The sequence below is a fragment of the Herbiconiux gentiana genome, from assembly GCF_024978135.1.
GTDB lineage: Bacteria > Actinomycetota > Actinomycetes > Actinomycetales > Microbacteriaceae > Herbiconiux > Herbiconiux gentiana.
The window spans coordinates 197,827-220,172 of sequence record NZ_JANTEZ010000002.1; the positions used below are offsets into that span (position 1 = coordinate 197,827).

The following is a 22,346-nucleotide window of genomic DNA, read 5'->3' on the forward strand; positions in this document are numbered from 1 at the left end:
CCATGTGCCCTGCGACGCGGCCGGCCCCGCTCGTCTTTCGGGAGCGGGGCCGGGTGGGGCGGTGTGCGCGGGGGTCAGGAGCCCTCGACCTGGGGGGTGGTCGTGGGCGGCGTGGGGGCGGTGCCGTCAGTGGGAGGGGTCGGCGGGGTGGGCGCCGAGCCGTCAGTGGGCGGGGTGGGGGCGGTGCCGTCGGTGGGCGGCGTGGGCGGGGTGGGAGCCGAGCCGTCGGTCGGCGAGGTGGGCGGGGTGGGTGCCGAGCCGTCAGTGGGCGGCGTGGGCGGGGTGCCCGCGGGGCCTCCAGCGAGCGGGCCGCCGGTCGCGCCCGGGCCGCAGTCGCCGCCGGGGGCTCCGGCGCCGGGCGCGGGGGGTGTCGCCGCATCGCTGGAAGGAGCATCCGTCGACGGCGTGGCCGGCGTGACCGCACCCGGGGTGGGCGCGACCGCACCCGGCGTGGCCGACGCCGACGCCACCACCGTCGGCACCGCTCCCGCCCCGCCCGAGGCGGCGAACGCGGCGGTCGTGCCGACGAGGCCGAGCCCCACCACGCCGCAGGCGGCACCGATGGCGATGCGGCGGGCGAGCGAGGGGCGGCGGGGCGGCTGCGGCTCCATCGGGATGGGCTTGGTCGCGTCGTCGAAGTAGCTGTTCAGGTCGGACATGGGGTCTCCGTTCGATTCGGCACCGGGTGCCGTCCGGGCGACTTCGGCCCGGCATCCCCCACTCTCGAAAGCGAATCTGAAGCTCCACTTAAGGTCAGCCCGCTCACAGCCGACCGATAGGAAGCGGATAGCCGCGGTGCCTACCGTCGCACCATGACCACCCCCGCGCGCATCCTGCTGGTCGAGGACGACGACACGATTCGCGACGCCGTCGCCACCGCACTGAGCGCCGAGGGCTTCACGGTCGCGGCCCGCCCCGACGGCCACGACTTCGCCGCCGAGCTCGCCGCCTTCGTGCCCGATCTCGTCGTGCTCGACTGGATGCTCCCCGGCGCCAGCGGCCTGCAGCTCGCCGCGACCGCACGCACCAGCACCGACTGCGGCGTGCTCATGCTGACCGCCCGCGACGAGGTCGACGACCGGTTGCGCGGCTTCGCGGAGGGCATCGACGACTACGTCGTGAAGCCGTTCGCGATGGCCGAGCTGATCGCGCGGGTGACCGCGGTGCTGCGGCGGCGGGGCCGCATCCCCGCCGTGATCGAGGTGGCCGACCTCGTGGTCGACGTGGCCGGTGCGCGATCGAGGCGAGCCGACCGGATGCTCGAACTGACCGCCACCGAGTTCCGGCTGCTCAGCTTCCTGGCCGAGAGCCGCGGGCGAACGCTCTCGAAAGGTCAGATCCTGACGCAGGTGTGGGGATACGACGACGTCGACCCGAACGTGGTGGAGGTGCACCTGAGTTCGCTCCGGCGCAAGATGGAGCAGAACGGGCCGCGCCTCATCCACACCGTGCGCGGCATCGGGTATCGGCTGAGCGCGTGAGCCCGGACGCCGCTGAGGCCTCCCGCGGGTCGCGAACGCACGGTGCCGGTCGCGGCGGCGGGCTCCGCACCGGGTCGCTCCGCACGCGCACCGTGCTCGCGGTGCTCGGGCTGCTCGCCGTGCTGCTCGTCGGCCTCGGCCTCACCGTTCAGCTCGTGCTCGGCGAGCGCCTGCGCGCCCAGATCGAGGAGCGGCTCGCCGACCGCGCCGCCGCGGCCGCCGCCCTGATCGGCACGGTCTCGAACGACGACCTCGCCGCGCGGCTCTCGGCGCAGGGCGTGTCGGTGCTGATCGAGAGCCCCGACGGCGGCGCGGTCGTGGCCGGCCCCACCCCCGACGAGCTCCGCCGCGGCCCCGACCCGGCGGCCCTCCCCCCGCTCGGCGGCCCGGGTGGCGACGGGGCGCCCGCGCCGACCGACGCGCCCGCACCCACCGACGACACGCCCGCTGCGGCCGACGACACCGCCGCGCCGACCGACACCACGTCCACCGCACCGACCGACACCGCCTCGCCCGCCCAGACCGGCGCGACCGTCACCGCCTCGAGCATCGACAGCTCGGATGCGCGGCTCCTCACCCTGCGCTCCGAGCTCAGCGACGGCAGCACCCTCACCCTCACGACCGACACCTCGGGCGTCGAGCAGACGCTCGCCCAGCTGCGCGGCATCATGCTGGCCGCGTCGGCGGCGTTCCTCGTGGTGGCGGCCGGAGCGCTCGTGCTCGTCGTGCGCCGGTCGCTGCGCCCGCTCGACACGATGACCGCTCTCGCCCGCGACATCGGCGGCGGAGACCGCGGCCGCCGCCTGCGGCCCTCCCGCCCGCGCACCGAGATCGGCCGCACCGCCCGCGCCTTCGACGAGATGCTAGACGAGATCGAGGGCGCCGAGCGCGCCGCCCGCGAGGCCGAGGCGGCCGCCCGCGAAGCAGCGGCGACGGCCCGCGAGGCCGAGGGCGCCGCCCAGCAGGCAGAGCTCGTCGCACGCCGCGCGGAGGCCGACTCCCACGCGTCCGAGCTCGTCGCGCGCCGCGCCGAGGCCGAGTCCCACGCGTCCGAGCTCGTCGCCGTCGAGGCCGAGCGGCGGGTTCGCGCCTTCGTCAGCGACGCCGCGCACGAGCTGCGCACCCCGGTGGCCGGGATGCGCGCCGCCGCCGACACGCTCGTGCGGGCATCCGTCGACCCCGCCGGACGGGAACGTCTCGCGGTGCACGTGGTGCGCGAGGCAGGGCGGGCCGGCCGCCTGATCGACGACATGCTGCTGATGGCGCGGCTCGACGAGGGCCTCACGCTCGCGCGGCGCCCGGTCTCGCTGCGCGAGGTGGTCGACGCCGAGGCCGAGCGGCAGCGCATCCGTCACCCGCAGCTCGAGCTGCGTGTGCACGCCCCCGCCGAGCTGCGCGTCGACGGCGACCCCGAGCGTCTCGGGCAGGTGCTCGCCAACCTCGTCGACAACGCGAGCCGGATGACCGGCGGACGCGGCCCCGTCACCGTCACCCTCGCGGCCTCCGCCGACGGTCGCGCGGCTCACCTTGAGGTCGCCGACGACGGCCCCGGGGTGCCCGCCGCCGACCGCGAGCGCATCTTCGACCGCTTGGTGCGCCTGGACGCGTCCCGCGCCACCGCCGGAGGCGCCGCCGGCTCGGGCCTCGGCCTCCCGATCGCCCGCGGCATAGCCCGCGCCCACGGCGGCGAGCTCCGCTGCCTCGAGCCGCTCACCCCCCGCGGCGCCCGCTTCGCCCTCACCCTCCCGCGAGCGCTCCCGCCCGATTCGCCCACGATCGTCCCGGCCGGGTAGCGCAAACGGCCCTCCGGGCGATGCCGAAGGGCCGTTTGCGCGACCCCGCGGGCCGGAATCCGGGCTAGAGGCCCTGGGCCAGGCGGTAGTAGGCCTGGTTCCAGCGCACCTCGTTCTGGAAGCCGCGCAGCGTGGTCTCGGCGTCGATGCGCAGCAGCTCGGTCTTGGCGATGGTGGCGAAGTCCTGGAAGACCTCGACGCCGACCGCGGTCGACATGACCGTGTGGTGCGCGGCGCCGGCGGTCAGCCACGCTGCCGCCGAGACGGCGAACGAGGGCTCGGGGCGCCAGACGGCGCGGCCGACGGGCAGGTTCGGCAGCGGCGCGCGCGGCGGCACGACCTCGACGACGTTCGCCACGAGGCGGAAGCGGTCGCGCATGTCGCTGAGCGCGACCACGACGGCCGGGCCGGGGTCGGCGGTGAAGACCAGGCGCACCGGGTCGTCCTTGCCGCCGATGCCGAGCGGGTGGATCTCGAGCGTCGGCTTCGAGGTCGTGAGCGACGGGCTCACCTCGAGCATGTGCGCGCCGAGGATGGTCTCGGCGCCGTCGACGAGGTCGTAGGTGTAGTCCTCCATCAGGCTGGCGCCGCCGGGCAGGCCCGCGCCCATGACGTTGGCGGCACGCACCAGGATGGCCGTCTTCCAGTCGCCCTCGGCGCCGAAGCCGTAGCCCTCGGCCATCAGGCGCTGCACGGCGAGGCCGGGCAGCTGCTTGAGAGAACCGAGGTCCTCGAAGCTCGTGGTGAACGCGCCGAAGCCGCCCTCCTCGAGGAACGAGCGCAGGCCGATCTCGATGGCCGCGCCGTCGCGCAGGGACTGGTGACGCTCACCGCCGGCCCGCAGCTCGGGAACGACGTCGTAGAGCTCCTCGTACTCGGCGACGAGCGCGTCGACCGCGGCGGTGTCCTCTTCGGCGAGCGACACCGCGGCGGCCAGCTCGTTGACACCCCAGGTGTTCACCTGCACGCCGAAGCGCAGCTCGGCCTCGGTCTTGTCGCCCTCGGTGACTGCGACGAAGCGCATGTTGTCACCGAAACGGGCGAGCTTCAGCGTCTTTACGGCCTGCCAGCCGGCGGCGGCGCGCGCCCACTGGCCGATCTCGTCCTGCACGCGGCGGTTAGTCGCGTGACCGACGACTGTCTTGCGCGCGACACCGAGGCGGGTCTGGATGTAGCCGAACTCGCGGTCGCCGTGCGCGGCCTGGTTCAGGTTCATGAAGTCGAAGTCGATCTCGGCGTAGGGCAGCTCGACGTTCGCCTGGGTGTGCAGGTGCAGCAGGGGCTTCTGCAGCGCGTCCAGCCCGGCGATCCACATCTTGGCGGGGCTGAAGGTGTGCATCCAGGCGACGAGGCCGATCACCTTGTCGTCGGCGTTGGCGTCGAGGGCCGCACGGCGGATGGACTCGGAGTCCTTCAGCACGGGCTTCCAGACGATCTTCACCGGGATGGCGTCGGAGCCGTCGAGGGTGGCCACGATCTGCTGCGACTGCTCGGCCACCTGGCGGAGCGTCTCCTCGCCGTAGAGGTTCTGGCTGCCGGTGAAGAACCAGATCTCGTAGGAGTCGAGGGAGGTGGTGAGCTTGGTCAATTGAGTGATCCCGTCGGGTCTTGTCCGTAGACGTTCTGGTAGCGGTTGAAGAGGGAGTCGATGGCCGGCTGCGGGATGGGGTTCGGCGTGCCGAGCTGGCGCGAGAAGAGCACCGAGCGGGCGACGTCCTCGACCATGACGGCCGCCTTGACGGCGTCCCGCGCATCCTTGCCGATGGTGAACGGGCCGTGGTTCTTCATCAGCACGGCGCGGGAACGGTGACCGCTCAGCGTCTCGACGATGCCGCGGCCGATCGAGTCGTCGCCGATGATGGCGAACGGGCCGATCGGGATCTCGCCGCCGAACTCGTCGGCCATCGCGGTGGTGACGCACGGGATGGGCTCGCCGTAGGCGGCCCACGCCACGGCGTACGGCGAGTGCGTGTGCACCACGCCGCCGACGTCGGGCATGTTGCGGTACACGTAGGCGTGCGCGGCGGTGTCGCTGGAGGGCGAGCGGTCGGAACCCGGTGAGCCGTCGACGACCGAGCCGTCGAGGGTGCAGAGGATCATGTTCGCCGGGGTCAGCTCGTCGTAGAGCACGCCGCTCGGCTTGATCACGAAGAGGTCGGCGCCGGGCACGCGGCCCGAGACGTTGCCGCCCGTCCAGACGACGAGGCCGTAGCGCACGAGCTCGGCGTGCAGCGCGGCGACGTCGTTCCGCACGCGGTCGATCGCCGCCTGCACCTCGGGGGTGATGTCGGTCATCGGGTGGTTCCTTCCAGGGTGAGGGCGTCGACCGCGGCGCGCTCGACCGCGAGGCCGGCGCTGTAGCGGTCGAGGTAGGTCGAGAAGCCGGCCACGTCGGCGGCGTCGGGCTCCGAGGTCTCGAAGACCGAGCCGGCGAAGACATGCTCGTCGAGGAATACGTCGAGGGCGATGTCCTCCTGCTGAGCCGCACGCACGTAGGCGGCGAGCACCGCGATGCCCCAGGCGCCGCCCTCCGAGGCCGACTCGGCCACCGACACGGGGGCGGCCAGCGCGCCGGCGAGGAAGCGCTGCGCCACACCGCTGGTGCGGAACATGCCGCCGTGGGCGAACATCCGGTCGAGCTCGACCCCTTCGCCGGCGAGCACGCGCATGCCGAGGGCGAGGGTGCCGAAGACGCCGTAGAGCTGGGCGCGCATGAAGTTCGCGAGCGTGAAGTCGCTGTCGGGGGTGCGCACCACGAGCGGGCGACCCTCGGTCAGGCCCGCGATGGGCTCGCCGGCGAGGTGGTTGTAGGCGAGAAGGCCGCCGGCGTCGGGGGCTCCGGTGAGCGCCTCGCGGAAGAGCACGTCGAAGACGGCGTCGGTGTCGACCGCGGCCGCGCCCTCCGGGCCCTGCGGTCGTGCGGCCTCGGCGAAGCGCCCGAACAGCCCCACCCACGCGGCCAGCTCGCTCGCCCCGTTGTTGCAGTGCACCATCGCGACGGGGTCTCCCGCGGGCGTGGTCACGAGGTCGAGCTCGTGGTGCACCGAGGCGAGCGGATGCTCGAGCACGACCATCGTGAAGATGCTCGTGCCGGCACTGACGTTGCCGGTTCGCGGCGCCACCGAGTTCGTGGCGACCATCCCCGTGCCGGCGTCGCCCTCGGGCGGGCAGAGCACCGCGCCCGCGCGGAGCGCACCGCTCGGGTCGAGCAGCGCGGCACCCTCGGACGTGAGCGTGCCGGCGTCGCGGCCGGCCGGCAGCACCTCGGGCAGCAGCTCGCCGAGCGGCTTCGGCAGGGCGGTTCCGGCGGCGAGGGCGTCGTAGCGCGCCACCAGCTCGACGTCGTAGTCGTTCGTGCTCGAGTCGATCGGGAACATACCCGAGGCGTCGCCGACACCGAGCACGTTGCGGCCGGTCAGCTTCCAGTGCACGTAGCCCGCGAGGGTGGTGACCGAGTCGAGCTGCGGCACGTGGGCCTCGTGGTCGAGCACGGCCTGGTGCAGGTGCGCGATCGACCAGCGCAGGGGGATGTTCACACCCAGCAGCTCGCTCAGCTCGGCCGCGGCGGGGCCCGTGCTGGTGTTGCGCCAGGTGCGGAACGGCACGAGCAGCTCACCGGCCGCGTCGAACGCGAGATAGCCGTGCATCATGGCCGAGACGCCGACGGCGCCGAAGGTCTCGGGGCGCACGCCGTGACGCCGCTCGGCGTCGGCCACGAGGTCGGCGAAGGCCGCCTGCAGGCCGGTCCAGACGCTGTCGAGCGAGTAGGTCCAGACGCGGTCGACGAACTCGTTCTCCCAGGCGTGGCTGCCGACGGCGAGCACCTCGGTGGGGTCGTCGCCGATCAGGCAGGCCTTGATGCGGGTCGAGCCGAGCTCGATTCCGAGGGTGGCACGACCGCTGCGGATCGCGTCGGCCGGGGCGCTGTCGCTCGTCATCGGGGCTCCTTCGTCGTGATGATGGGGTGCTGCCGAGCCCGGATGTGATCGATCACATTGCGGGCCCACCTGCGAGTGTACGGCATCCGGATGCCCGGGCGCAGGGTCAATCCGCCGGCGCCGGCGGCGGCGCGGTCGAGGCGCGGACGACCAGCACCGGGTCGGCCGAGGGGCTCGTGCCGTCCTCGTCGAGCAGTCGGGCGAGGGCGCGGCGGCCGGCCTCGGCGAAGTCCTGCCGCACGGTGGTGAGCGGCGGAAGATAGTGGGCCGCCTCGGGGGTGTCGTCGAAGCCGACGACGCTCAGATCCTGCGGAACCGCGAGGCCGGCGTCGTGCGCCGCGTGCAGCAGGCCGAGCGCCATCTGGTCGTTCGCCGAGAACACCGCGGTGACACCCCGCCCGATCAGCTCCCGACCCGCGCGGTAGCCCGACGGGGCGCTCCAGTCGCCGTCCGCCTCGGGGCCGGCGGCGATGCCCCGCTCGGCGAGCTCGGCCCGGAAGCCGGCTCGGCGGGAGGCGGCGTCGATCCAGTCGGCGGCCCCGGCGAGGTGTCCGATGCGGCGATGGCCGAGCTCGCCGAGGTGCGCCGTGGCGAGCCGCGCACCCTGAACCTGGTCGAGTGCGAGCTCGGCGCCGTCCGTCTGCCGCAGCGTCTGCAGCGTCACGAACGGGATGCGGAACGACCGCGCCGTCAGCGCCGACAGCACCTGCAGCTGCGGCGCGATCACCACGATGCCCTCCGCCGAGAGGTCGACCAGGTGCGCCAGCGCCTCGTCGATCGAGCGCTGGTCGACGCCGTCGGCGTTGGCGATGCTGACGCTGTAGCCCCGCGCCCGCGCGGCGGCCTCGACGGCGGCGATGCTCGACGCGGGGCCGTACTCGCCGCTCGACGTCGAGAGGATGCCGATGATGCGCGACCGGCTCGTCACCAGTGCCCGGGCGGCGAGATTCGGCCGGTAGTCGAGCGCGCGCATGGCATCGAGCACCTTCTGCCGGGTGGCGGGCCTGAGGCTCGGATGATCGTTCAGCACCCGCGACACCGTCTGATGCGACACCCCGGCGGCCTTCGCCACGTCGAACACACTCGCGGCCCGCACCCGCGTGCCCCCCGCGCCCCCGCCCGTGCCCCCGTCCGTCATCCCCCGATTATCCCGCGCCCCATCGCCCCCGGCGATCGACCCGTCGCAAATCGCCCTATGAGGGCCGGGAGAGGGCGCTTTGCGACGGCTCGATCTCCGCGGCGGCGAGGGCCGCCGGCGGCGCCGTGCTGGCGCGGCGGACGAGGGAGACGCCGGAGACCGGCGTGGGGGGCGGCGCGTCCGGCGGGCGCTCGCCGAGGACGTCGAGCACCGTCTCCATCGCCGCCCGGCCCAGCACGGTGAAGTCCTGCCGCACCGTCGTCAGCGGCGGAGACAGGTACTCCGCCTCGGGGATGTCGTCGAACCCCACCACGCTCAGGTCGCCCGGCACCGACAGCCCCGCCTCCGTGTATGCGCGCATCAGCCCGACGGCCATCTGGTCGTTCGCCACCACGACCGCGGTCGCCGACCCCTCCGCGGCGAGCCGCACACCGTGCGCGTAGCCGCTCGCGGGCGTCCAGTCCCCCACCATCGGCTCGCGGCTCACCAGCCCGTGCGCCGCGAGCCCGCCGAACCAGCCGCGCAGCCGCTCGGCCGCGTCCATCGAGTCGGCCGGCCCCGCGATGTGCCGGATGTCGCGGTGCCCCAGGGCGGCCAGGTGGTCGACGGCGGCCCGCGACCCCGCGTACTGGTCGAGCTGCACCCGGTGCGGCACGCCGCGGTCCTCCGAGGCGACGGCCACCACCGGCACCCCGAGGTCGACGCCCGCGATGCCCTCCACGGCGGCCCGCTGCTGCACGATCAGCACGATCGCCTCGACGTTCTGCCGCACCAGCAGCTCGGCCGCGCTGCGCACGTGCACGGCATCGGCCTCGAGCAGCCCCGCGGTGATGACGGCGTAGCGCGCATCCCGAGCCGTCTCGTTGAAGTGCAGCGCGGTCGAGGAGGGCCCGTAGTCGGCCGACCCCGTGGTGATCAGGCCGATGGTGCGCGAGCGGCGGGTGACCATGGCGCGCGCCGCCGGCGAGGGCACGTAGCGCAGCTGCTTGATCGCGTTCTCGACCCGCTGCCGGGTGGCCGGCCGCACGTTCGGCATGTCGTTCAGCACCCGCGAGACCGTCTGGTGCGAGACCCCGGCGAGGCGCGCCACATCGAAGATCGTGGCGGCCCTCGCCCTGTCGTCTTCAGTCACAGTCGATCCTCATCGGCGCCGCGGATGCGCGCGCGTCTACGTATTATGTCGGGCCCGGATCGTCACCTCCTGCGAGCGGTCAGCACCTTCTGCAGAATGATGAAGACGAGCAGCAGCGCGCCGATGAAGATCTTGGTCCACCACGACGACAGGGTGCCCTCGAAGGTGATGATCGTCTGGATCACGCCGAGCACCAGCCCGCCGAGCACCGAGCCGAGCACGAAGCCGTAGCCGCCGGTCAGCAGGGTGCCGCCGATGACCACCGCGGCGATGGCGTCGAGCTCGGTGCCGACCGCCGTCAGCGGGTAGCCCGAGAGCGTGTAGAACGAGAACAGCACGCCCGCGAGACCCGAGCAGAAACCGCTCACCACGTACACGATCACCTTGGTGCGCGCCACGGGCAGGCCCATCAGGATGCCCGACTGCTCGCTCCCGCCGATGGCGTACACCGTGCGCCCGAACCGCGTGAAGCCGAGCACCCACACCGCGACGATCACCACGGCGAGCGCGATCACGACGCTCGGGGTGATGCTGAGGCCGCCGCCGAGCGGGATGCGCGTGACGGCCAGCGCCACGAAGGTGGGCTCGGTGATCGAGATCGAGTCCTTCGAGATCACGTAGCAGAGGCCGCGGGCGAGGAACATCGCGGCCAGCGTCGCGATGAACGGCTGCACCTTGAACACGTGGATCATCAGCCCCACGAGCAGCCCCAGCACACTGGTCAGCACCAGGATGAGCGGGATGACCACCCCCGGCGACCACCCGGTCTGCAGCAGACTCGCCGCGATCATCGTCGACAGCGCCACGACCGCCCCGACCGAGAGGTCGATGCCACCGGTCAGGATGACGAAGGTCATGCCGACCGCGAGCACGATCAGGTAGGAGTTGTCGACGAAGAGGTTCAGCAGCACCTGGCCCGAGAAGAAGCCGTTGTAGCGCACGCCCCCCACGATGAAGACGGCGACGAAGAGCACCGCCGTGACGAGCACGGGGCCCGACTTCGGGCTCGTGAGCACGTCGCGCAGGCGGTCGATCGGGCGGCGCGGCGGGCGGCCCGGCCGCAGGGGCGCGGGTGCGCCGGTGCGGGGGCGGTCGATGGTGGCGGTCATGATGCGGCTGCTTCCTTGACTCGGGCGGTGCGGGCGGCGAGCCGCTGGCGCAGCTGGGCGAACGCGGCGTTGGTGGTGGGCGACTGCAGCAGGCACACGGCCGTGACGACGGCGGCCTTGAACACCATGGTGACGATCGGCGGGATGCCGACGGTGTACACCGTGGTGACGAGGGTCTGGATGACCAGCGCCCCGACGAGCGTCCCGGCCAGCGAGTAGCGTCCGCCGGCGAGCGAGGTGCCGCCGATGACAACCGCGAGGATGGCGTCGAGCTCGATGAACAGTCCGGTGTTGTTCGCGTCGGCCGCGGTCTGGTTCGCGGTGAGGATGAGCCCGGCGATACCGGCTGACAGCGCGCAGAAGGCGTAGACGGTGAACAGCAGCACCCGCGCCCGCACGCCGGCCTGCCGGCTGGCTTCGGGGTTGATGCCGACCGACTCGATCAGCATGCCGAGCGCGGTGCGGCGGGTCAGCAGGGCGGCGACCGCGAAGATCACGGCACCGATCACGACCGCGACCGGGATGCCGAACCAGAAGCCCGAGCCGAGTTCCTTGAACGGCGCGCTGTCGACGGTGAGGATCTGGCCCTCGGTGATGAGCATCGCGACACCGCGACCGGCGGTCATCAGGATGAGCGTCGCGATGATGGGCTGGATGCCGATCACCGAGACGAGGAAGCCGTTCCAGACGCCCAGCACCAGCGAGATGATCAGCGCGACGATCACGGCGACGGCCACCGTGCCGGGGTTGCCCGGGTCGGAGGAGCCGAGCAGGATCGAGCAGGCCACCGCGCCCGAGATCGCCGCCACCGCGCCGACCGAGAGGTCGATGCCGCGGGTGGCGATCACGAGGGTCATGCCGACCGCGATGATCAGCGTCGGCGCCCCGTTCCGCAGGATGTCGATGATCGAGCCGAAGAGGTGCCCGTCCTTCACCGTGACGGTGAGGAAGTCGGGGAACGCGATGACGTTGATCAGCACGAGGACGAGCAGCATCACGATCGGCCAGAACAGCCGGCTCGAGACGGTGCGGAGCAGCAGGGCGTTCATCGTCGGTCTCCCGAGGTCTCGAGGGGTGCGGGTGCGGTGGTGCTGTCGGGGTCGGATGCGCGACCGGCGCCCGGGCCGGAGCCGGCGGTCGGAGCATCCGGAACCCCGCCCTCTTCGGCCACCGAACCGTCGGCGATGAGAGCGAGCAGCGCGTCGACCGTGAGCCCGTCGTTCTCGATGTCGGCCACGAGGCGGCGGTCGCGGAGCACGGCGACGCGGTGCGAGAGGCGCAGCACCTCCTCGAGCTCGGCCGAGATGAAGACGACGCTCATGCCGTTCTCGGCGAGCGTGTAGACGAGCTTCTGGATCTCGGCCTTGGCGCCGATGTCGATGCCGCGGGTCGGCTCGTCGAGGATGAGGAGGCGGGGTGCGATGGCGAGCCAGCGGGCGAGCAGCACCTTCTGCTGGTTGCCGCCGGAGAGGTTGCGCACGAGCGCGTCGGGGTTCGCGGGCCGGATGTTGAGGGCCTGGATGTAGCTCTGCGCGAGCTCCTCCTGGCGCTTCTTGGGGATGGGGCGGAACCAGCCGCGGTCGGCCTGGAGGGCCAGCACGATGTTGTCGCGGACGGTCAGCTCGTCGATGATGCCCTCGCCGCGGCGGTCTTCCGAGGAGTAGGCGATGCGGCGCGAGATGGCCTGGCGCGGGGTGCGCAGCTTCGAGCCGCCGCGGCCGCCTCGACCTGAGCCGCCGCCGGCGCCACCACGACCGGTGCCGCCGGTGCCGCGGCCGGTGCCGCCGATCGACAGCGTGCCCGAGTCGGCGCGGTCGATACCACCCAGGATGCGCGCCAGCTCGGTGCGGCCGGAGCCCAGCAGACCGGCCAGGCCGATCACTTCACCCTCGCCGATCACGAGGTCGAACGGCTCGATGGCGCCCGTGCGACCCAGTCCCTCGGCGCGCACGAAGTCGGCCGGCCGGTCTGCGGCCGCCCCCTCGGCGTCGGCGGAGTGGGCCTTGCGGCCGATCTCGTCGAGGACGGTCAGCTCCTTGCCGATCATCTTCTGCACGAGGTCGATGCGCAGCAGCTCCTCGGTGAGGTACTCGCCCACGAGGCGGCCGTTGCGGAGCACGGTGAGGCGGTCGGTGATCTCGTAGATCTGGTCGAGGAAGTGCGAGACGAAGAGGATGGCGACACCCGAGTCGCGGAGCGAGCGGATGACGCGGAACAGCTCGGCGACCTCGTCGGCGTCGAGGCTCGAGGTGGGCTCGTCGAGGATGAGCACCTTCGCGTCGACGTCGATCGCGCGGGCGATCGCGACCAGCTGCTGCACGGCGAGCGAGTGCGAGCCGAGCAGCGAGCCCGGGTCGATGTCGAGGTTCAGGCCGTCGAGCAGCTCGGCGGCGCGGCGGCGCATGGCGCGGCCGTCGATCGAGCCGAAGCGGCGGGGCTCGCGGCCGAGCAGGATGTTCTCGGCGACCGAGAGATTCGGCAGGAGGTTGACCTCCTGGTAGACCGTGGCGATGCCGGCGGCCTGGGCGGCGGCGGGTCCGGTGAACGAGACCGACTCGCCGTCGACGACGATGCTGCCGCTGTCGATCTGATAGACGCCGGTCAGCGCCTTGATCAGCGTCGACTTGCCGGCGCCGTTCTCGCCCATCAGCGAGTGCACCTCGCCCGGGAACATGCGGAAGCTGACGTCGTCGAGCGCTTTCACCCCCGGGAAGGAGATGGAGATGGCGCTCATCTCCACGACTGGTTCGGTCATGAGTTCTCTCTTCTTCGAGGGAGGGGGTGCGGGGGTGTTCGGGGTGTTCCGGTTCGGGGTGAGGCGGTGACGGATGCGGGGCGTCGGCCCGCGCATCCGTCACCGCGCTCAGGTGGTGCTGGTGGTGCGTGCGGTGCTGGTGCTGGTGCTGGTGCTGGTGGTGCTTCTAGTACTGGCGGGTGGGGAGCGCCTCGGCGGCCTGGTCCTTCGTGAAGGTGGTCTCCTCGGTGATGATGCGCTTCTCGGGGGTGTCACCGTCGTTGATCTGCTTGACGATGTCGACCAGCTGCTTGCCGAGCAGCGGCGAGCACTCGACGATGAAGTTGATCTTGCCATCGGCGAGGGCCTGCATGCCGTCCTTCACCGCGTCGACGCTGACGATCTTGATGTCGACGCCCGGCTTCAGGCCGGCCGCCTCGATCGCCTCGATGGCGCCGAGGGCCATGTCGTCGTTGTGGGCGTAGATCAGGTTGGCGTCGGGGTTCGACTTCAGCAGCGCCTCGGTGACCTGCTTGCCGCCGGCACGGGTGAAGTCACCGGTCTGGCTGGCGACGACCTCGAACTTGTCGTCGCCCTTGATCGCCTCGGCGAAGCCCTCGGCGCGGTCGATGGCCGGAGCGGCGCCCGTGGTGCCCTCGAGCTGGATGATCTTGACGGGCTCGGTGGAGTCCTTGTACTCGTCGAGCACCCACTCGCCGGCCTTCTTGCCCTCTTCGACGAAGTCGGAGCCGAGGAAGCTCTCGTAGAGCGAGTCGTCGGCCGAGTCGACCGCGCGGTCGGTCAGCACGACGGGGATGTTCGCGGCCTTCGCCTCGTTGAGCACGGCGTCCCAGCCGGTCTCGACGACCGGGGAGAACGCGATGACGTCGACCTTCTGCTGGATGTAGGAGCGGATCGCCTTGATCTGGTTCTCCTGCTTCTGCTGCGCGTCGGAGAACTTCAGGTCGATGCCGGCGTCTTTGAACGCGGCCTGGATGTCGGTGGTGTTGGCCGTGCGCCAGCCGCTCTCGGAGCCGACCTGCGAGAAGCCGACGACGAGCTGGTCGACGGGCTTGGGGCCGGCGGATTCGCCGGCGCTGGTTCCGCCGCCGGCACAGCCCGCGAGCGTCAGGAGCATCGCTCCGGCCGCGGCGAGACCGAGGAACTTCTTCTTCATGGTGAACCTCTCTGTTCATCGTCCCGGCCGCGTCGTGCTGCGTGATGGTGCCGGGTCGGCCGCCACGTCGGGGCCGGTGCGCCATGGTAATCACAAAATGTGAGCCTTCACAATTGGCAGTTCGGTAACGAATCGATAACCGGTTCGAAGCTGGCGCTGGCGCGCCGGAGGCCCTAATGTGAACGCTAATATTCCGACGGCCCCGGCAACGATGCCCACCCGCCGGATGCGAAAGGAGAGGATCAGCGGCCGCGCACGAGCGACCGCACCAGGCGGGCGCCGACCCGCACCGGCAGCGACGTGCCCGCGAGCAGCCGTACCGCCGCAGCCACGCGCTGGCGAGCAGTCGCGCGGCCGCAGCTGCACAACGGCCGCACCAGGCGGGCGTCGACCGACGCTCGCCGCTACGCGGTCGCGAGTACCTGCGCGGACGCAGCTACGCGGTGGCGAGCAACTGCGCGGCCGCCGCTACGCGGTCGTCAGCTGCTGCGCGTACAGCGCCGCGTACGAGCCGCCGCGCGCGAGCAGCTGCTCGTGCGTGCCCGACTCGACGATGCGCCCCGCGTCGACCACGAAGATGACGTCGGCGTTCACGATGGTCGACAACCGGTGCGCGATGGCGATCGTGGTGCGCCCACGCGCGGCGGTGTCGAGAGCATCCTGAACCACCCGCTCGGAGATCGAGTCGAGCGCACTCGTCGCCTCGTCGAGGATGAGCACTGCCGGGTCTTTCAGCAGCACCCGCGCGATGGCGATGCGCTGCTTCTCGCCGCCCGACAGCCGGTACCCGCGCTCGCCCACCAGCGTCTCGTACCCCTCGGGGAAGCTCATGATGCGGTCGTGGATGTTCGCCGCCCGCGCCGCCGCCACGACCTCCTGCTCGCTCGCCCCCGGCTTCGCGTAGCGCAGGTTCTCGCCGATGGTCGCGTGGAACAGGTAGGTCTCCTGGCTGACGATGCCGAGCCGGTCGATCAGCGACTCCTGCCGCAGCTCCCGCACGTCGTGCCCGTCGACCAGCACGGCACCCTTCGTGGCCTCGTAGAACCGCGGCACGAGGTACGACACCGTCGTCTTGCCGGCCCCCGACGGCCCGACGAACGCGGCGAACTGCCCGGGCTCGATGGCGAACGAGACGTCGTCGAGGGTCGGATGCTCGGGCTCCCCGTCGGGGTACACGAAGCTCACGTGGTCGAACTCCACCCGCCCCGCCCGCGCCGCACCGGCCCCGCGGGGGAGGTCGATCGCGTCGGGCGCATCGGCGATGCTGGGCTTGAGATCGAGGTATTCGAAGATGCGCGCGAACAGCGCCCCGGAGGTCTGCAGGTCGAGCCCGACCCGCATGAGGCCGAGCAGTGGCCAGGTGAGTCGCGCCTGCACCGTGGTGAACGCCACGATCGTGCCCGCCGTGACGTCGACCCCGCCCTGGATGAGGTAGCCCGACACGAGGTAGACGACCGCCGGCACCACCGACAGCACGATGCTGACGATGGCGAAGAACCACTGCCCGCTCATCTGCTGGCGCACCTGCAGCGCGATCTGGTTCTGGTTCTCGTCGGAGTAGCGCTCGATCTCGGCGCCCTGGCGGTTGAAGCTCTTCGCCAGCAGGATGCCCGAGACGCTCAGCGTCTCCTGAGTGATCGCCGTCATGTCGGACAGCGACTCCTGCGTCTTGCCCGCGATGCGCGCCCGCACCTGACCGACGCGGCGTTGCGCCAGCACGAGCAGCGGCATGAGGATGACGGCGACCACCGTGAGCTGCCAGCTGAGCAGCAGCATGGCCACGAGCGCCGCGATGACGGTGACCGTGTTGCCGAGCACACTCGACACGGTGTTGGTGAGCACGTTGGCCACCCCGCCGACGTCGTTCTGCAGCCGCGACTGGATGATGCCCGTCTTGGTGCGGGTGAAGAACGCCAGCTCCATGCGCTGCAGGTGCGTGAACAGCCGGATGCGCAGATCGCCCATCACGCTGTTGCCGACCCGGGCCGTGAGGTAGGTCTGCCACACCCCGAGGGCGGCCGAGACCACCCAGATCAGCACCATCGCGCCGACCAGCTCGAACAGGACGGGGATGTTCGGCCCGCCCTGCGGGAACAGCCCGAGGTCGAAGGCTTGCTGCGTGAGGAGCGGGGGCAGCACCGTGAGGGCGGCCCCGATGAGCACGAGCACCGCGGTGACGATGAGCGCCGCGCGGTAGGGCCGGAACAGCTCGCCGATGCGGCCGAGCAGGTTCGGGATCTTCGGCGCCTCGGCGTTGGCCGCGCGCTGCGCGTCTCGATCGCCGCTGGAGACGCGGCCACCGCCACCGCCACCGCCGCCCACGCCACCCACCCGGGTGCGCCCGCCGGCCGCCGCGACGGCGCTCATGCGGCCACCGCCGCCCATTCCACTCATGAGTGGAGCGTACCTCCGCCCACCGACAGCGAGGCCCGGTTCCTCCCTCGGCGAAACGAGGGGTGAACCGGGCCAGGTGCCGGGCGGCGTCAGCCCTTGGTGGACCCCGCCAGCAGGCCGCGCACGAAGAACCGCTGCAGCGCGAAGAACACGATCAGCGGCACGACGATGGCCACGAACGCGCCCGCGGTGAGCAGATACCAGTCCTGACCGCGCGAACCGGTGATCTCGGCGAGCAGCTTGGTGATCGGAGCCACCCCGCCGTCGGCGAAGATCAGCGCCACGAGCAGGTCGTTCCAGACCCAGAGGAACTGGAAGATCGCGAACGACGCCAGCGCCGGCATGGTCAGCGGCAGGATGATCCGGAAGAAGATCTGCCCGTGACCGGCACCGTCGACGCGCGCCGCCTCGATGACCTCGCGCGGGATCTCCGACACGAAGTTGTGCAGCAGGAAGATCGCCAGCGGCAGGGCGAAGATCGTGTGCGCGATCCAGACCTGCGAGAAGGTGCCGTTGGAGGGCACACCCGAGAAGATCCAGTCGTTTCCGACCGCGATGCCCCGCGAGAACAAGCTGAGCAGCGGCACGAGAGCCATCTGGATCGGCACGATCTGCAGCGCGAAGACGCCGATGAACAGCCAGTCCTTGCCCTTGAAGTCGATCCACGCGAAGGCGTACGCGGCGAGGGCCGCGATCACCAGCGGGATCAACGTCGCCGGGATGGTGATGGCGATCGAGTTCACGAACGACGAGGCGATGGTGACCGAGGAGTTGCCCGAACCGAGCACCTCGACGTAGTTGTCGAGCGTGAAGCCCCAGTTCTGGAAGATCGTCCACCAGCCCGAGGTCTGGATGTCGTTCCGCTCGCGGAATGAGGAGATCAGCAGCCCGAAGGTCGGGATCGTCCAGATCACCGCGATGATCAGCGCGGCGACGGTCGCGCCGCGGCTGGTCAGGCGGCGCTTGGTGCGCTTGGTGACGGTCTCGTCGCGCTCGATCGCGCGTTCGCCCGACCTCAGCTGATTCTTCGTCGACTTGTCGACCGGCAGGTCGATCGGCTGCACGGCGCTCATCGGATCTCCCTCTGCTTCTTGATCTGCCTGGCGTTGTAGATGACGATCGGCATCACCAGGATGAAGAGGATGACGGCGAAGGCCGCCGACCGCCCGTACTCGAAGTTCTTGAACTGCGTGTACATCTCGTTCGCCAGCACGCTGGTCTCGTTCGCGCCCGCCGTCATGGTGCGCACGATGTCGAACACTTTCAGCGAGGCGATCGAGATGGTGGTGAGCACCACGATCAGCGACGAGCGGATGCCCGGCACCGTGACGTTGATGAAGCGCTGCCACGAATTGGTGCCGTCGAGCTCCGCCGCCTCGAGCTGCTCGGCGGGAACACCCTTGATCGCCGCCGAGAGGATGACCATCGCGAAGCCCGTCTGGATCCAGATGAGCACGACGATCAGGAAGAAGGTGTTCCAGGGCGACTCCTGCAGCCACTGCACCGGCTGACCGCCGAGCCACACGACGACCTGGTTCAGCAGACCGATCTGGCTCTCGTCGGTGGGTCGGTAGGTGTAGACGAACCGCCAGATGATGGACGCACCCACGAAGGAGATGGCCATCGGCATGAAGACGAGGATCTTGAAGAACTTCTCACCGCGGCTCTTGTCGATGAAGACCGCGTAGGCGAGACCGAAGATCGTCGAGGCGATCGGCACCACGAGCACCCAGATGATCGTGTTCAGGATGACGCGCAGGTTCTGCGGGTTGGTGAGCACCCAGGCGAAGTTGTCGAGACCGACGAAGTTGCCCCGGCTGGAGAACAGCGAGTCGATCGCCGTCTTGACGGTGGGGTAGATGAGGCCGATCACCAGCAGGATGATCGCGGGTGCCAGGAAGCCGAAGAGCTGGAAGAGATAGCCGGCGCCCTGCGAGGACCGCTTGTCGATCCAGAAGAACGCGAGGCCCAGGGCCGCGGCGATGAGGGCCGCCCACCAGACCGAACCCACGAGCACGAGCGCGAGGAACGGGGCGATGACGCAGACCGCGAGACGGATGATCGTGTACTTGCGCCCGCTTCGCGGAGCGATCTCCACGAAGAACAGGATCAGCGCGACGACGATGCCGAACGCGATGAGGACGATGGGGATCTGCGCCAGCGCGGGCAGCTTCCCCACCCAGAGAAGGAAATCGGACATGAAAACCTTTCGAGTGCGACTCTGGACTCAGGAACGGCCCGGCGCCCTCGGCGCCGTGAGGACACCGTAGCACCAGGGTGCAAGGAGGCCGCCCGGGGGTGCGGGCGGCCTCATCGCGACCGTTCTGGCTAGGGGTGGACGGGTCGACCTACTCGGTCGGCCAGCCGCCCTCGATGGACGTCAGGACTTCCTCCTGGGGAGTGCCGTTGATCCAGTCGACCATGCCCTTCCAGAAGGTGCCGGCGCCGACGGCACCGGGCATCAGGTCGGAGGCGTCGAACCGGAACGTGGTGTTCTCGTCCTGGAGGATGCCGATGGCCTGCTGCAGGATGGGGCTCTGCGCGTTGGAGGCCTCGAGGCCCTTGTTCGCGGAGATGACACCACCGAGCGACACGCGGCTGTTCGCCCACTCGGGGCTCGAGAGGTACTCCTGCACCTTGACGGTGTCGGCGTCGTTCGAGAACGCGCCGACGATCTCGCCACCGCCGGTGACGGCGGTCTCGCCCTCGTTCACCGCGGGGGTGACGAACGCCCAGATGTCGGCGTCGGGGCCGACGGTCGCACCGGCGTCGGTGAGGAAGCCGTCGAAGAACGACGCCTGGTGGGTCAGCGCGCAGCTGCCGTCGGCCATGGCGTTCGCCACGTCGCCGAAGGCGGTCGCGTTGATCGACTTGACGTCACCGAAGCCGGCGTTGACGTAGCTCGGGTTGAGCAGGATGTCGCCGACGGAGGTGAAGGCGTCGCTGATCGCGGGGTCGGTGAACTTGACCTCGTTCTTGACCCACTGGTCGTAGACGTCGGGGCCGCTCTGACGCAGCACCAGGTCTTCGACCCAGTCGGTGCCCGGCCAGCCGGTGGCGTCGCCCGAGCCGAAGCCGGCGCACCACGGGGCCTTGCCCAGGGTGGTCTGCATCTTCGCGGTCAGGTCGAGCATCTCCTGGTAGGTCTTCGGGACCTCCCAGCCGTTGTCGGCGAACTGCTTCGGCGAGTACCAGATGAAGCCCTTGACGCTGGCCATCAGCGGAGCACCGTAGAAGGTGTCGTCGACGGTGCCGTAGGCCTTCCAGTCGGTCGACCAGTACTCGTCGACGTTCTTCTCGACACCCTCGGGGGCCTTCTGGATGAAGCCTCGCGACGCGAGGTCGGCGAGCAGGCCCGGCTGCGGGAAGATCGCGAGGTCGGGCGGGTTGCCACCCTGCGCGCGGATGCCGATCTGGGACTCGAACTCCTTCGACGACTCGTACTGGATGTCGATGTTGTTCTCTTTCTCCCAGTCCGCCCAGGACTGCTCGAGAAGCTCGGCCTCGGTGTCGGCGATGGTGCCGTAGACGGTGACGACGCCGTCGGCCTCACCGGCGGTACCGCCCGCCGCTCCGCCGCCGGCTCCGCCGGAGCAGCCGACGAGGGCGAGCCCGAGGCCCGCCGCGATGGCGATGGGTGCTGTGACACGGCGGTGCGAAAGTGACCGCATATCTCCTCCTCATTGAGTTTGTGCGCTCCGTAGTGGTGCCTTCGGTGGCGCGTGTAGGGAAACCTTTCCATAACTCTCACGAAATGACAAGCGAAGTCCTCGATGTCTCGAGAAGGTAACGATTGGTTCAGAGAGAGCGCTCTCACGCTAGCAGAACGGCCGGTGTTCGCGAAACTGGTCCTCCACATCCGCTGCAAGGTCACGCTAGGATTCTGGAAGCGTTTGCACACGAGAAGACGAGGAGGTCGTCGTGTCGGGGATCGAAGACGTGGCGACTCTCGCCGGGGTCTCGAAGGCCACGGTGTCGCGCGCCCTGAGCGGGCGCGGCTACGTCTCGGCCGAGACCCGCACCCGGGTCTCGGCCGCCGCCGCCACCCTCGGCTACGTCGTCTCCTCGAGCGCGTCGAGCCTCGTGACCGGCCGCACGAACAACGTCGGGGTGATCATCCCCGAGATCAACCAGTGGTTCTTCGGCAGCATCATCGAGGGCGTCGAGCGCGCCCTGCTCGACCGCGGTTACGACCTCATGCTCTACAACACCTCGAAGACGGTCGAGGAGCGCAGCCGCGTCTTCGAGTACTTCCTGGTGCGCAAGCGGGTCGACGCCGTGATCGCGGTCACGCTCGAGATCACGGCGCCCGAGGCCGAGCGCCTGCTGTCGCTCGGCAAGCCGATCGCCGGCATCGGCGGCCCGCTCGTCGGCATCCCGACGCTGAGCATCGACGACGTCGAGGCGGCCCGCCTGGCCACCGAGCACCTGCTGCTGCTCGGCCATCGCGCCATCGTGCACGTCGGCGGCGACATCGACGAGCAGATGGACTTCCACGTGCACTCCAAGCGCCTGCGCGGCTACCGCGAGGCCATCGAGGCGGCGGGCATCTCCTACGACCCGGAGTCCCACGTCGCGACACCCTTCGACATCCCGGGCGGCTACCGGGTGGGCAAGCAGCTGCTGGGCGACCCGCGGCGCCGTCCCACCGCGGTGTTCGCGGCCTGCGACGAGGTCGGGATCGGCGTGATCCTCGCCGCGCGCGAGCTCGGGCTGTCGGTTCCCGAGGACCTGTCGGTGATCGGCATCGACGACCACCCGCTGAGCGAGATGTTCGGGCTCACCTCGATCGGCCAGCGACCCGATCTGCAGGGCGAGCAGGCGGTCGACTGGGTCATCCGCCAGCTCGAGGAGCCGGGGTGGACCCCGCCGTCCAAGCACACCTTCGTGCCGGCACGGCTGGTCATCCGCTCCTCCACCGCGCCCCCGCGCCGGGTCGGTTGAACGCCGGGTCGGTTGAACGCCGGGTCGGTTAAACGACGGATGCCCGAGCCGTGAGGCCCGGGCATCCGATGTGGTGCAGAAGACTACTTGAGGGTGACGGTGGCGCCGGCCTCTTCGAGCTGGGCCTTGGCCTTCTCGGCGGTCTCCTTGTTGGCGCCCTCGATGACGGCCTTGGGAGCACCGTCGACGAGTGCCTTCGCCTCACCGAGGCCGAGGCTGGTGAGGGCGCGCACCTCCTTGATGACCTGGATCTTCTTCTCGCCGGCAGCCTCGAGGATGACGTCGAACTCGGTCTTCTCCTCGACCTCTTCGGCGGGGGCGCCACCGGCAGCGGCGGGGCCGGCGACGGCGACGGGGGCAGCCGCGGTGACCTCGAAGGTCTCCTCGAACGCCTTGACGAACTCGCTCAGCTCGATGAGCGTGAGCTCCTTGAAAGCCTCGAGCAGTTCCTCGGTGGAAAGCTTTGCCATGATGTTCTCCTTGTTGTGGTAGTTAGTTCAACCGCG

18 protein-coding genes are annotated in these 22,346 nt (G+C 70.6%); 3 read left to right on the forward strand and 15 right to left on the reverse strand.

The annotated features are described in order from the left end of the window. Positions 1-74: 74 nt before the first annotated feature. Positions 75-659, reverse strand: coding sequence for a hypothetical protein (locus NVV95_RS04650; RefSeq protein ID WP_259485378.1), 585 nt, complete (start codon positions 657-659; stop codon positions 75-77). Positions 660-812: 153 nt separating this feature from the next. On the opposite strand from NVV95_RS04650, the gene NVV95_RS04655 reads away from it, so the two are divergent. Then, on the forward strand, positions 813-1,481 hold the full coding sequence (locus tag NVV95_RS04655) for a response regulator transcription factor (protein ID WP_259485379.1): 669 nt from the start codon (positions 813-815) through the stop codon (positions 1,479-1,481). Next, entirely contained in the window at positions 1,478-3,274 is a 1,797-nt protein-coding gene (locus NVV95_RS04660; RefSeq protein WP_259485380.1) for a sensor histidine kinase, read from the forward strand. The genes NVV95_RS04655 and NVV95_RS04660 overlap by 4 nt, the downstream gene beginning before the upstream one ends. A 64-nt stretch (positions 3,275-3,338) precedes the next feature. On the opposite strand, the gene araA is transcribed toward NVV95_RS04660, so the two are convergent. The 13 genes from araA to NVV95_RS04725 form a co-directional block, all read right to left on the reverse strand. After that, positions 3,339-4,862, reverse strand: a complete 1,524-nt coding sequence (araA, locus tag NVV95_RS04665; RefSeq protein WP_259485381.1) for an L-arabinose isomerase — start codon at positions 4,860-4,862, stop codon at positions 3,339-3,341. Further along, positions 4,859-5,569: an L-ribulose-5-phosphate 4-epimerase gene (locus tag NVV95_RS04670; protein ID WP_259485382.1), complete on the reverse strand. Its 711-nt coding sequence runs from the start codon at positions 5,567-5,569 to the stop codon at positions 4,859-4,861. The genes araA and NVV95_RS04670 overlap by 4 nt, the downstream gene beginning before the upstream one ends. Continuing rightward, positions 5,566-7,212 carry a xylulokinase gene (locus NVV95_RS04675; protein WP_259485383.1) on the reverse strand — a complete coding sequence of 549 codons (1,647 nt, stop codon included), beginning with the start codon at positions 7,210-7,212 and terminating at the stop codon, positions 5,566-5,568. Before NVV95_RS04675 ends, NVV95_RS04670 begins: the two co-directional genes overlap by 4 nt. A 106-nt stretch (positions 7,213-7,318) precedes the next feature. Continuing rightward, complete coding sequence (locus NVV95_RS04680; RefSeq protein WP_259485384.1) at positions 7,319-8,350, reverse strand: LacI family DNA-binding transcriptional regulator; 1,032 nt, start codon at positions 8,348-8,350, stop codon at positions 7,319-7,321. 55 nt (positions 8,351-8,405) lie between these two features. After that, positions 8,406-9,482 carry a LacI family DNA-binding transcriptional regulator gene (locus tag NVV95_RS04685; protein WP_259485385.1) on the reverse strand — a complete coding sequence of 359 codons (1,077 nt, stop codon included), beginning with the start codon at positions 9,480-9,482 and terminating at the stop codon, positions 8,406-8,408. A gap of 62 nt (positions 9,483-9,544) precedes the next feature. Beyond that, a complete protein-coding gene (yjfF, locus tag NVV95_RS04690; RefSeq protein ID WP_259485386.1) occupies positions 9,545-10,591 on the reverse strand; it encodes a galactofuranose ABC transporter, permease protein YjfF in 1,047 nt (348 codons plus the stop codon). Further along, positions 10,588-11,640, reverse strand: a complete 1,053-nt coding sequence (locus NVV95_RS04695) for an ABC transporter permease (protein WP_259485387.1) — start codon at positions 11,638-11,640, stop codon at positions 10,588-10,590. The genes yjfF and NVV95_RS04695 overlap by 4 nt, the downstream gene beginning before the upstream one ends. Continuing rightward, positions 11,637-13,346 carry a sugar ABC transporter ATP-binding protein gene (locus tag NVV95_RS04700; protein WP_259485388.1) on the reverse strand — a complete coding sequence of 570 codons (1,710 nt, stop codon included), beginning with the start codon at positions 13,344-13,346 and terminating at the stop codon, positions 11,637-11,639. Before NVV95_RS04700 ends, NVV95_RS04695 begins: the two co-directional genes overlap by 4 nt. A gap of 166 nt (positions 13,347-13,512) precedes the next feature. Then, positions 13,513-14,502 carry an ABC transporter substrate-binding protein gene (locus NVV95_RS04705; protein WP_259485389.1) on the reverse strand — a complete coding sequence of 330 codons (990 nt, stop codon included), beginning with the start codon at positions 14,500-14,502 and terminating at the stop codon, positions 13,513-13,515. Positions 14,503-14,970: 468 nt separating this feature from the next. Further along, positions 14,971-16,869, reverse strand: coding sequence for an ABC transporter ATP-binding protein (locus tag NVV95_RS04710; RefSeq protein WP_259485836.1), 1,899 nt, complete (start codon positions 16,867-16,869; stop codon positions 14,971-14,973). A 116-nt stretch (positions 16,870-16,985) separates the two neighbouring features. Continuing rightward, entirely contained in the window at positions 16,986-17,969 is a 984-nt protein-coding gene (locus NVV95_RS04715) for a carbohydrate ABC transporter permease (protein ID WP_259485390.1), read from the reverse strand. Beyond that, entirely contained in the window at positions 17,966-19,096 is a 1,131-nt protein-coding gene (locus tag NVV95_RS04720) for a carbohydrate ABC transporter permease (RefSeq protein WP_259485391.1), read from the reverse strand. Before NVV95_RS04720 ends, NVV95_RS04715 begins: the two co-directional genes overlap by 4 nt. Positions 19,097-19,244: 148 nt before the next feature. Continuing rightward, complete coding sequence (locus NVV95_RS04725; protein WP_259485392.1) at positions 19,245-20,567, reverse strand: ABC transporter substrate-binding protein; 1,323 nt, start codon at positions 20,565-20,567, stop codon at positions 19,245-19,247. A gap of 250 nt (positions 20,568-20,817) precedes the next feature. Here NVV95_RS04725 and NVV95_RS04730 point away from each other — a divergent pair, with 250 nt between their 5' ends. Beyond that, the gene (locus NVV95_RS04730) at positions 20,818-21,840 is read left to right on the forward strand and encodes a LacI family DNA-binding transcriptional regulator (protein WP_259485393.1); all 1,023 of its coding nucleotides are present in this window, start codon (positions 20,818-20,820) and stop codon (positions 21,838-21,840) included. Positions 21,841-21,923: 83 nt separating this feature from the next. On the opposite strand, the gene rplL is transcribed toward NVV95_RS04730, so the two are convergent. Next, a complete protein-coding gene (gene rplL, locus NVV95_RS04735) occupies positions 21,924-22,310 on the reverse strand; it encodes a 50S ribosomal protein L7/L12 (RefSeq protein WP_259485394.1) in 387 nt (128 codons plus the stop codon). Positions 22,311-22,346: the final 36 nt, after the last annotated feature.

Bases quoted from the DNA above. Each gene is read 5' to 3' on its own strand.
- NVV95_RS04650 (WP_259485378.1), bottom strand. From the start codon at position 659: ATGTCCGACCTGAACAGCTACTTCGACGACGCGACCAAGCCCATCCCG.
- NVV95_RS04655 (WP_259485379.1), top strand. From the start codon at position 813: ATGACCACCCCCGCGCGCATCCTGCTGGTCGAGGACGACGACACGATT.
- NVV95_RS04670 (WP_259485382.1), bottom strand. From the start codon at position 5,569: ATGACCGACATCACCCCCGAGGTGCAGGCGGCGATCGACCGCGTGCGG.
- NVV95_RS04675 (WP_259485383.1), bottom strand. From the start codon at position 7,212: ATGACGAGCGACAGCGCCCCGGCCGACGCGATCCGCAGCGGTCGTGCC.
- NVV95_RS04680 (WP_259485384.1), bottom strand. From the start codon at position 8,350: ATGACGGACGGGGGCACGGGCGGGGGCGCGGGGGGCACGCGGGTGCGG.
- yjfF (WP_259485386.1), bottom strand. From the start codon at position 10,591: ATGACCGCCACCATCGACCGCCCCCGCACCGGCGCACCCGCGCCCCTG.
- NVV95_RS04695 (WP_259485387.1), bottom strand. From the start codon at position 11,640: ATGAACGCCCTGCTGCTCCGCACCGTCTCGAGCCGGCTGTTCTGGCCG.
- NVV95_RS04700 (WP_259485388.1), bottom strand. From the start codon at position 13,346: ATGACCGAACCAGTCGTGGAGATGAGCGCCATCTCCATCTCCTTCCCG.
- NVV95_RS04705 (WP_259485389.1), bottom strand. From the start codon at position 14,502: ATGAAGAAGAAGTTCCTCGGTCTCGCCGCGGCCGGAGCGATGCTCCTG.
- NVV95_RS04710 (WP_259485836.1), bottom strand. From the start codon at position 16,869: ATGAGCGCCGTCGCGGCGGCCGGCGGGCGCACCCGGGTGGGTGGCGTG.
- NVV95_RS04715 (WP_259485390.1), bottom strand. From the start codon at position 17,969: ATGAGCGCCGTGCAGCCGATCGACCTGCCGGTCGACAAGTCGACGAAG.
- NVV95_RS04720 (WP_259485391.1), bottom strand. From the start codon at position 19,096: ATGTCCGATTTCCTTCTCTGGGTGGGGAAGCTGCCCGCGCTGGCGCAG.
- NVV95_RS04725 (WP_259485392.1), bottom strand. From the start codon at position 20,567: ATGCGGTCACTTTCGCACCGCCGTGTCACAGCACCCATCGCCATCGCG.
- rplL (WP_259485394.1), bottom strand. From the start codon at position 22,310: ATGGCAAAGCTTTCCACCGAGGAACTGCTCGAGGCTTTCAAGGAGCTC.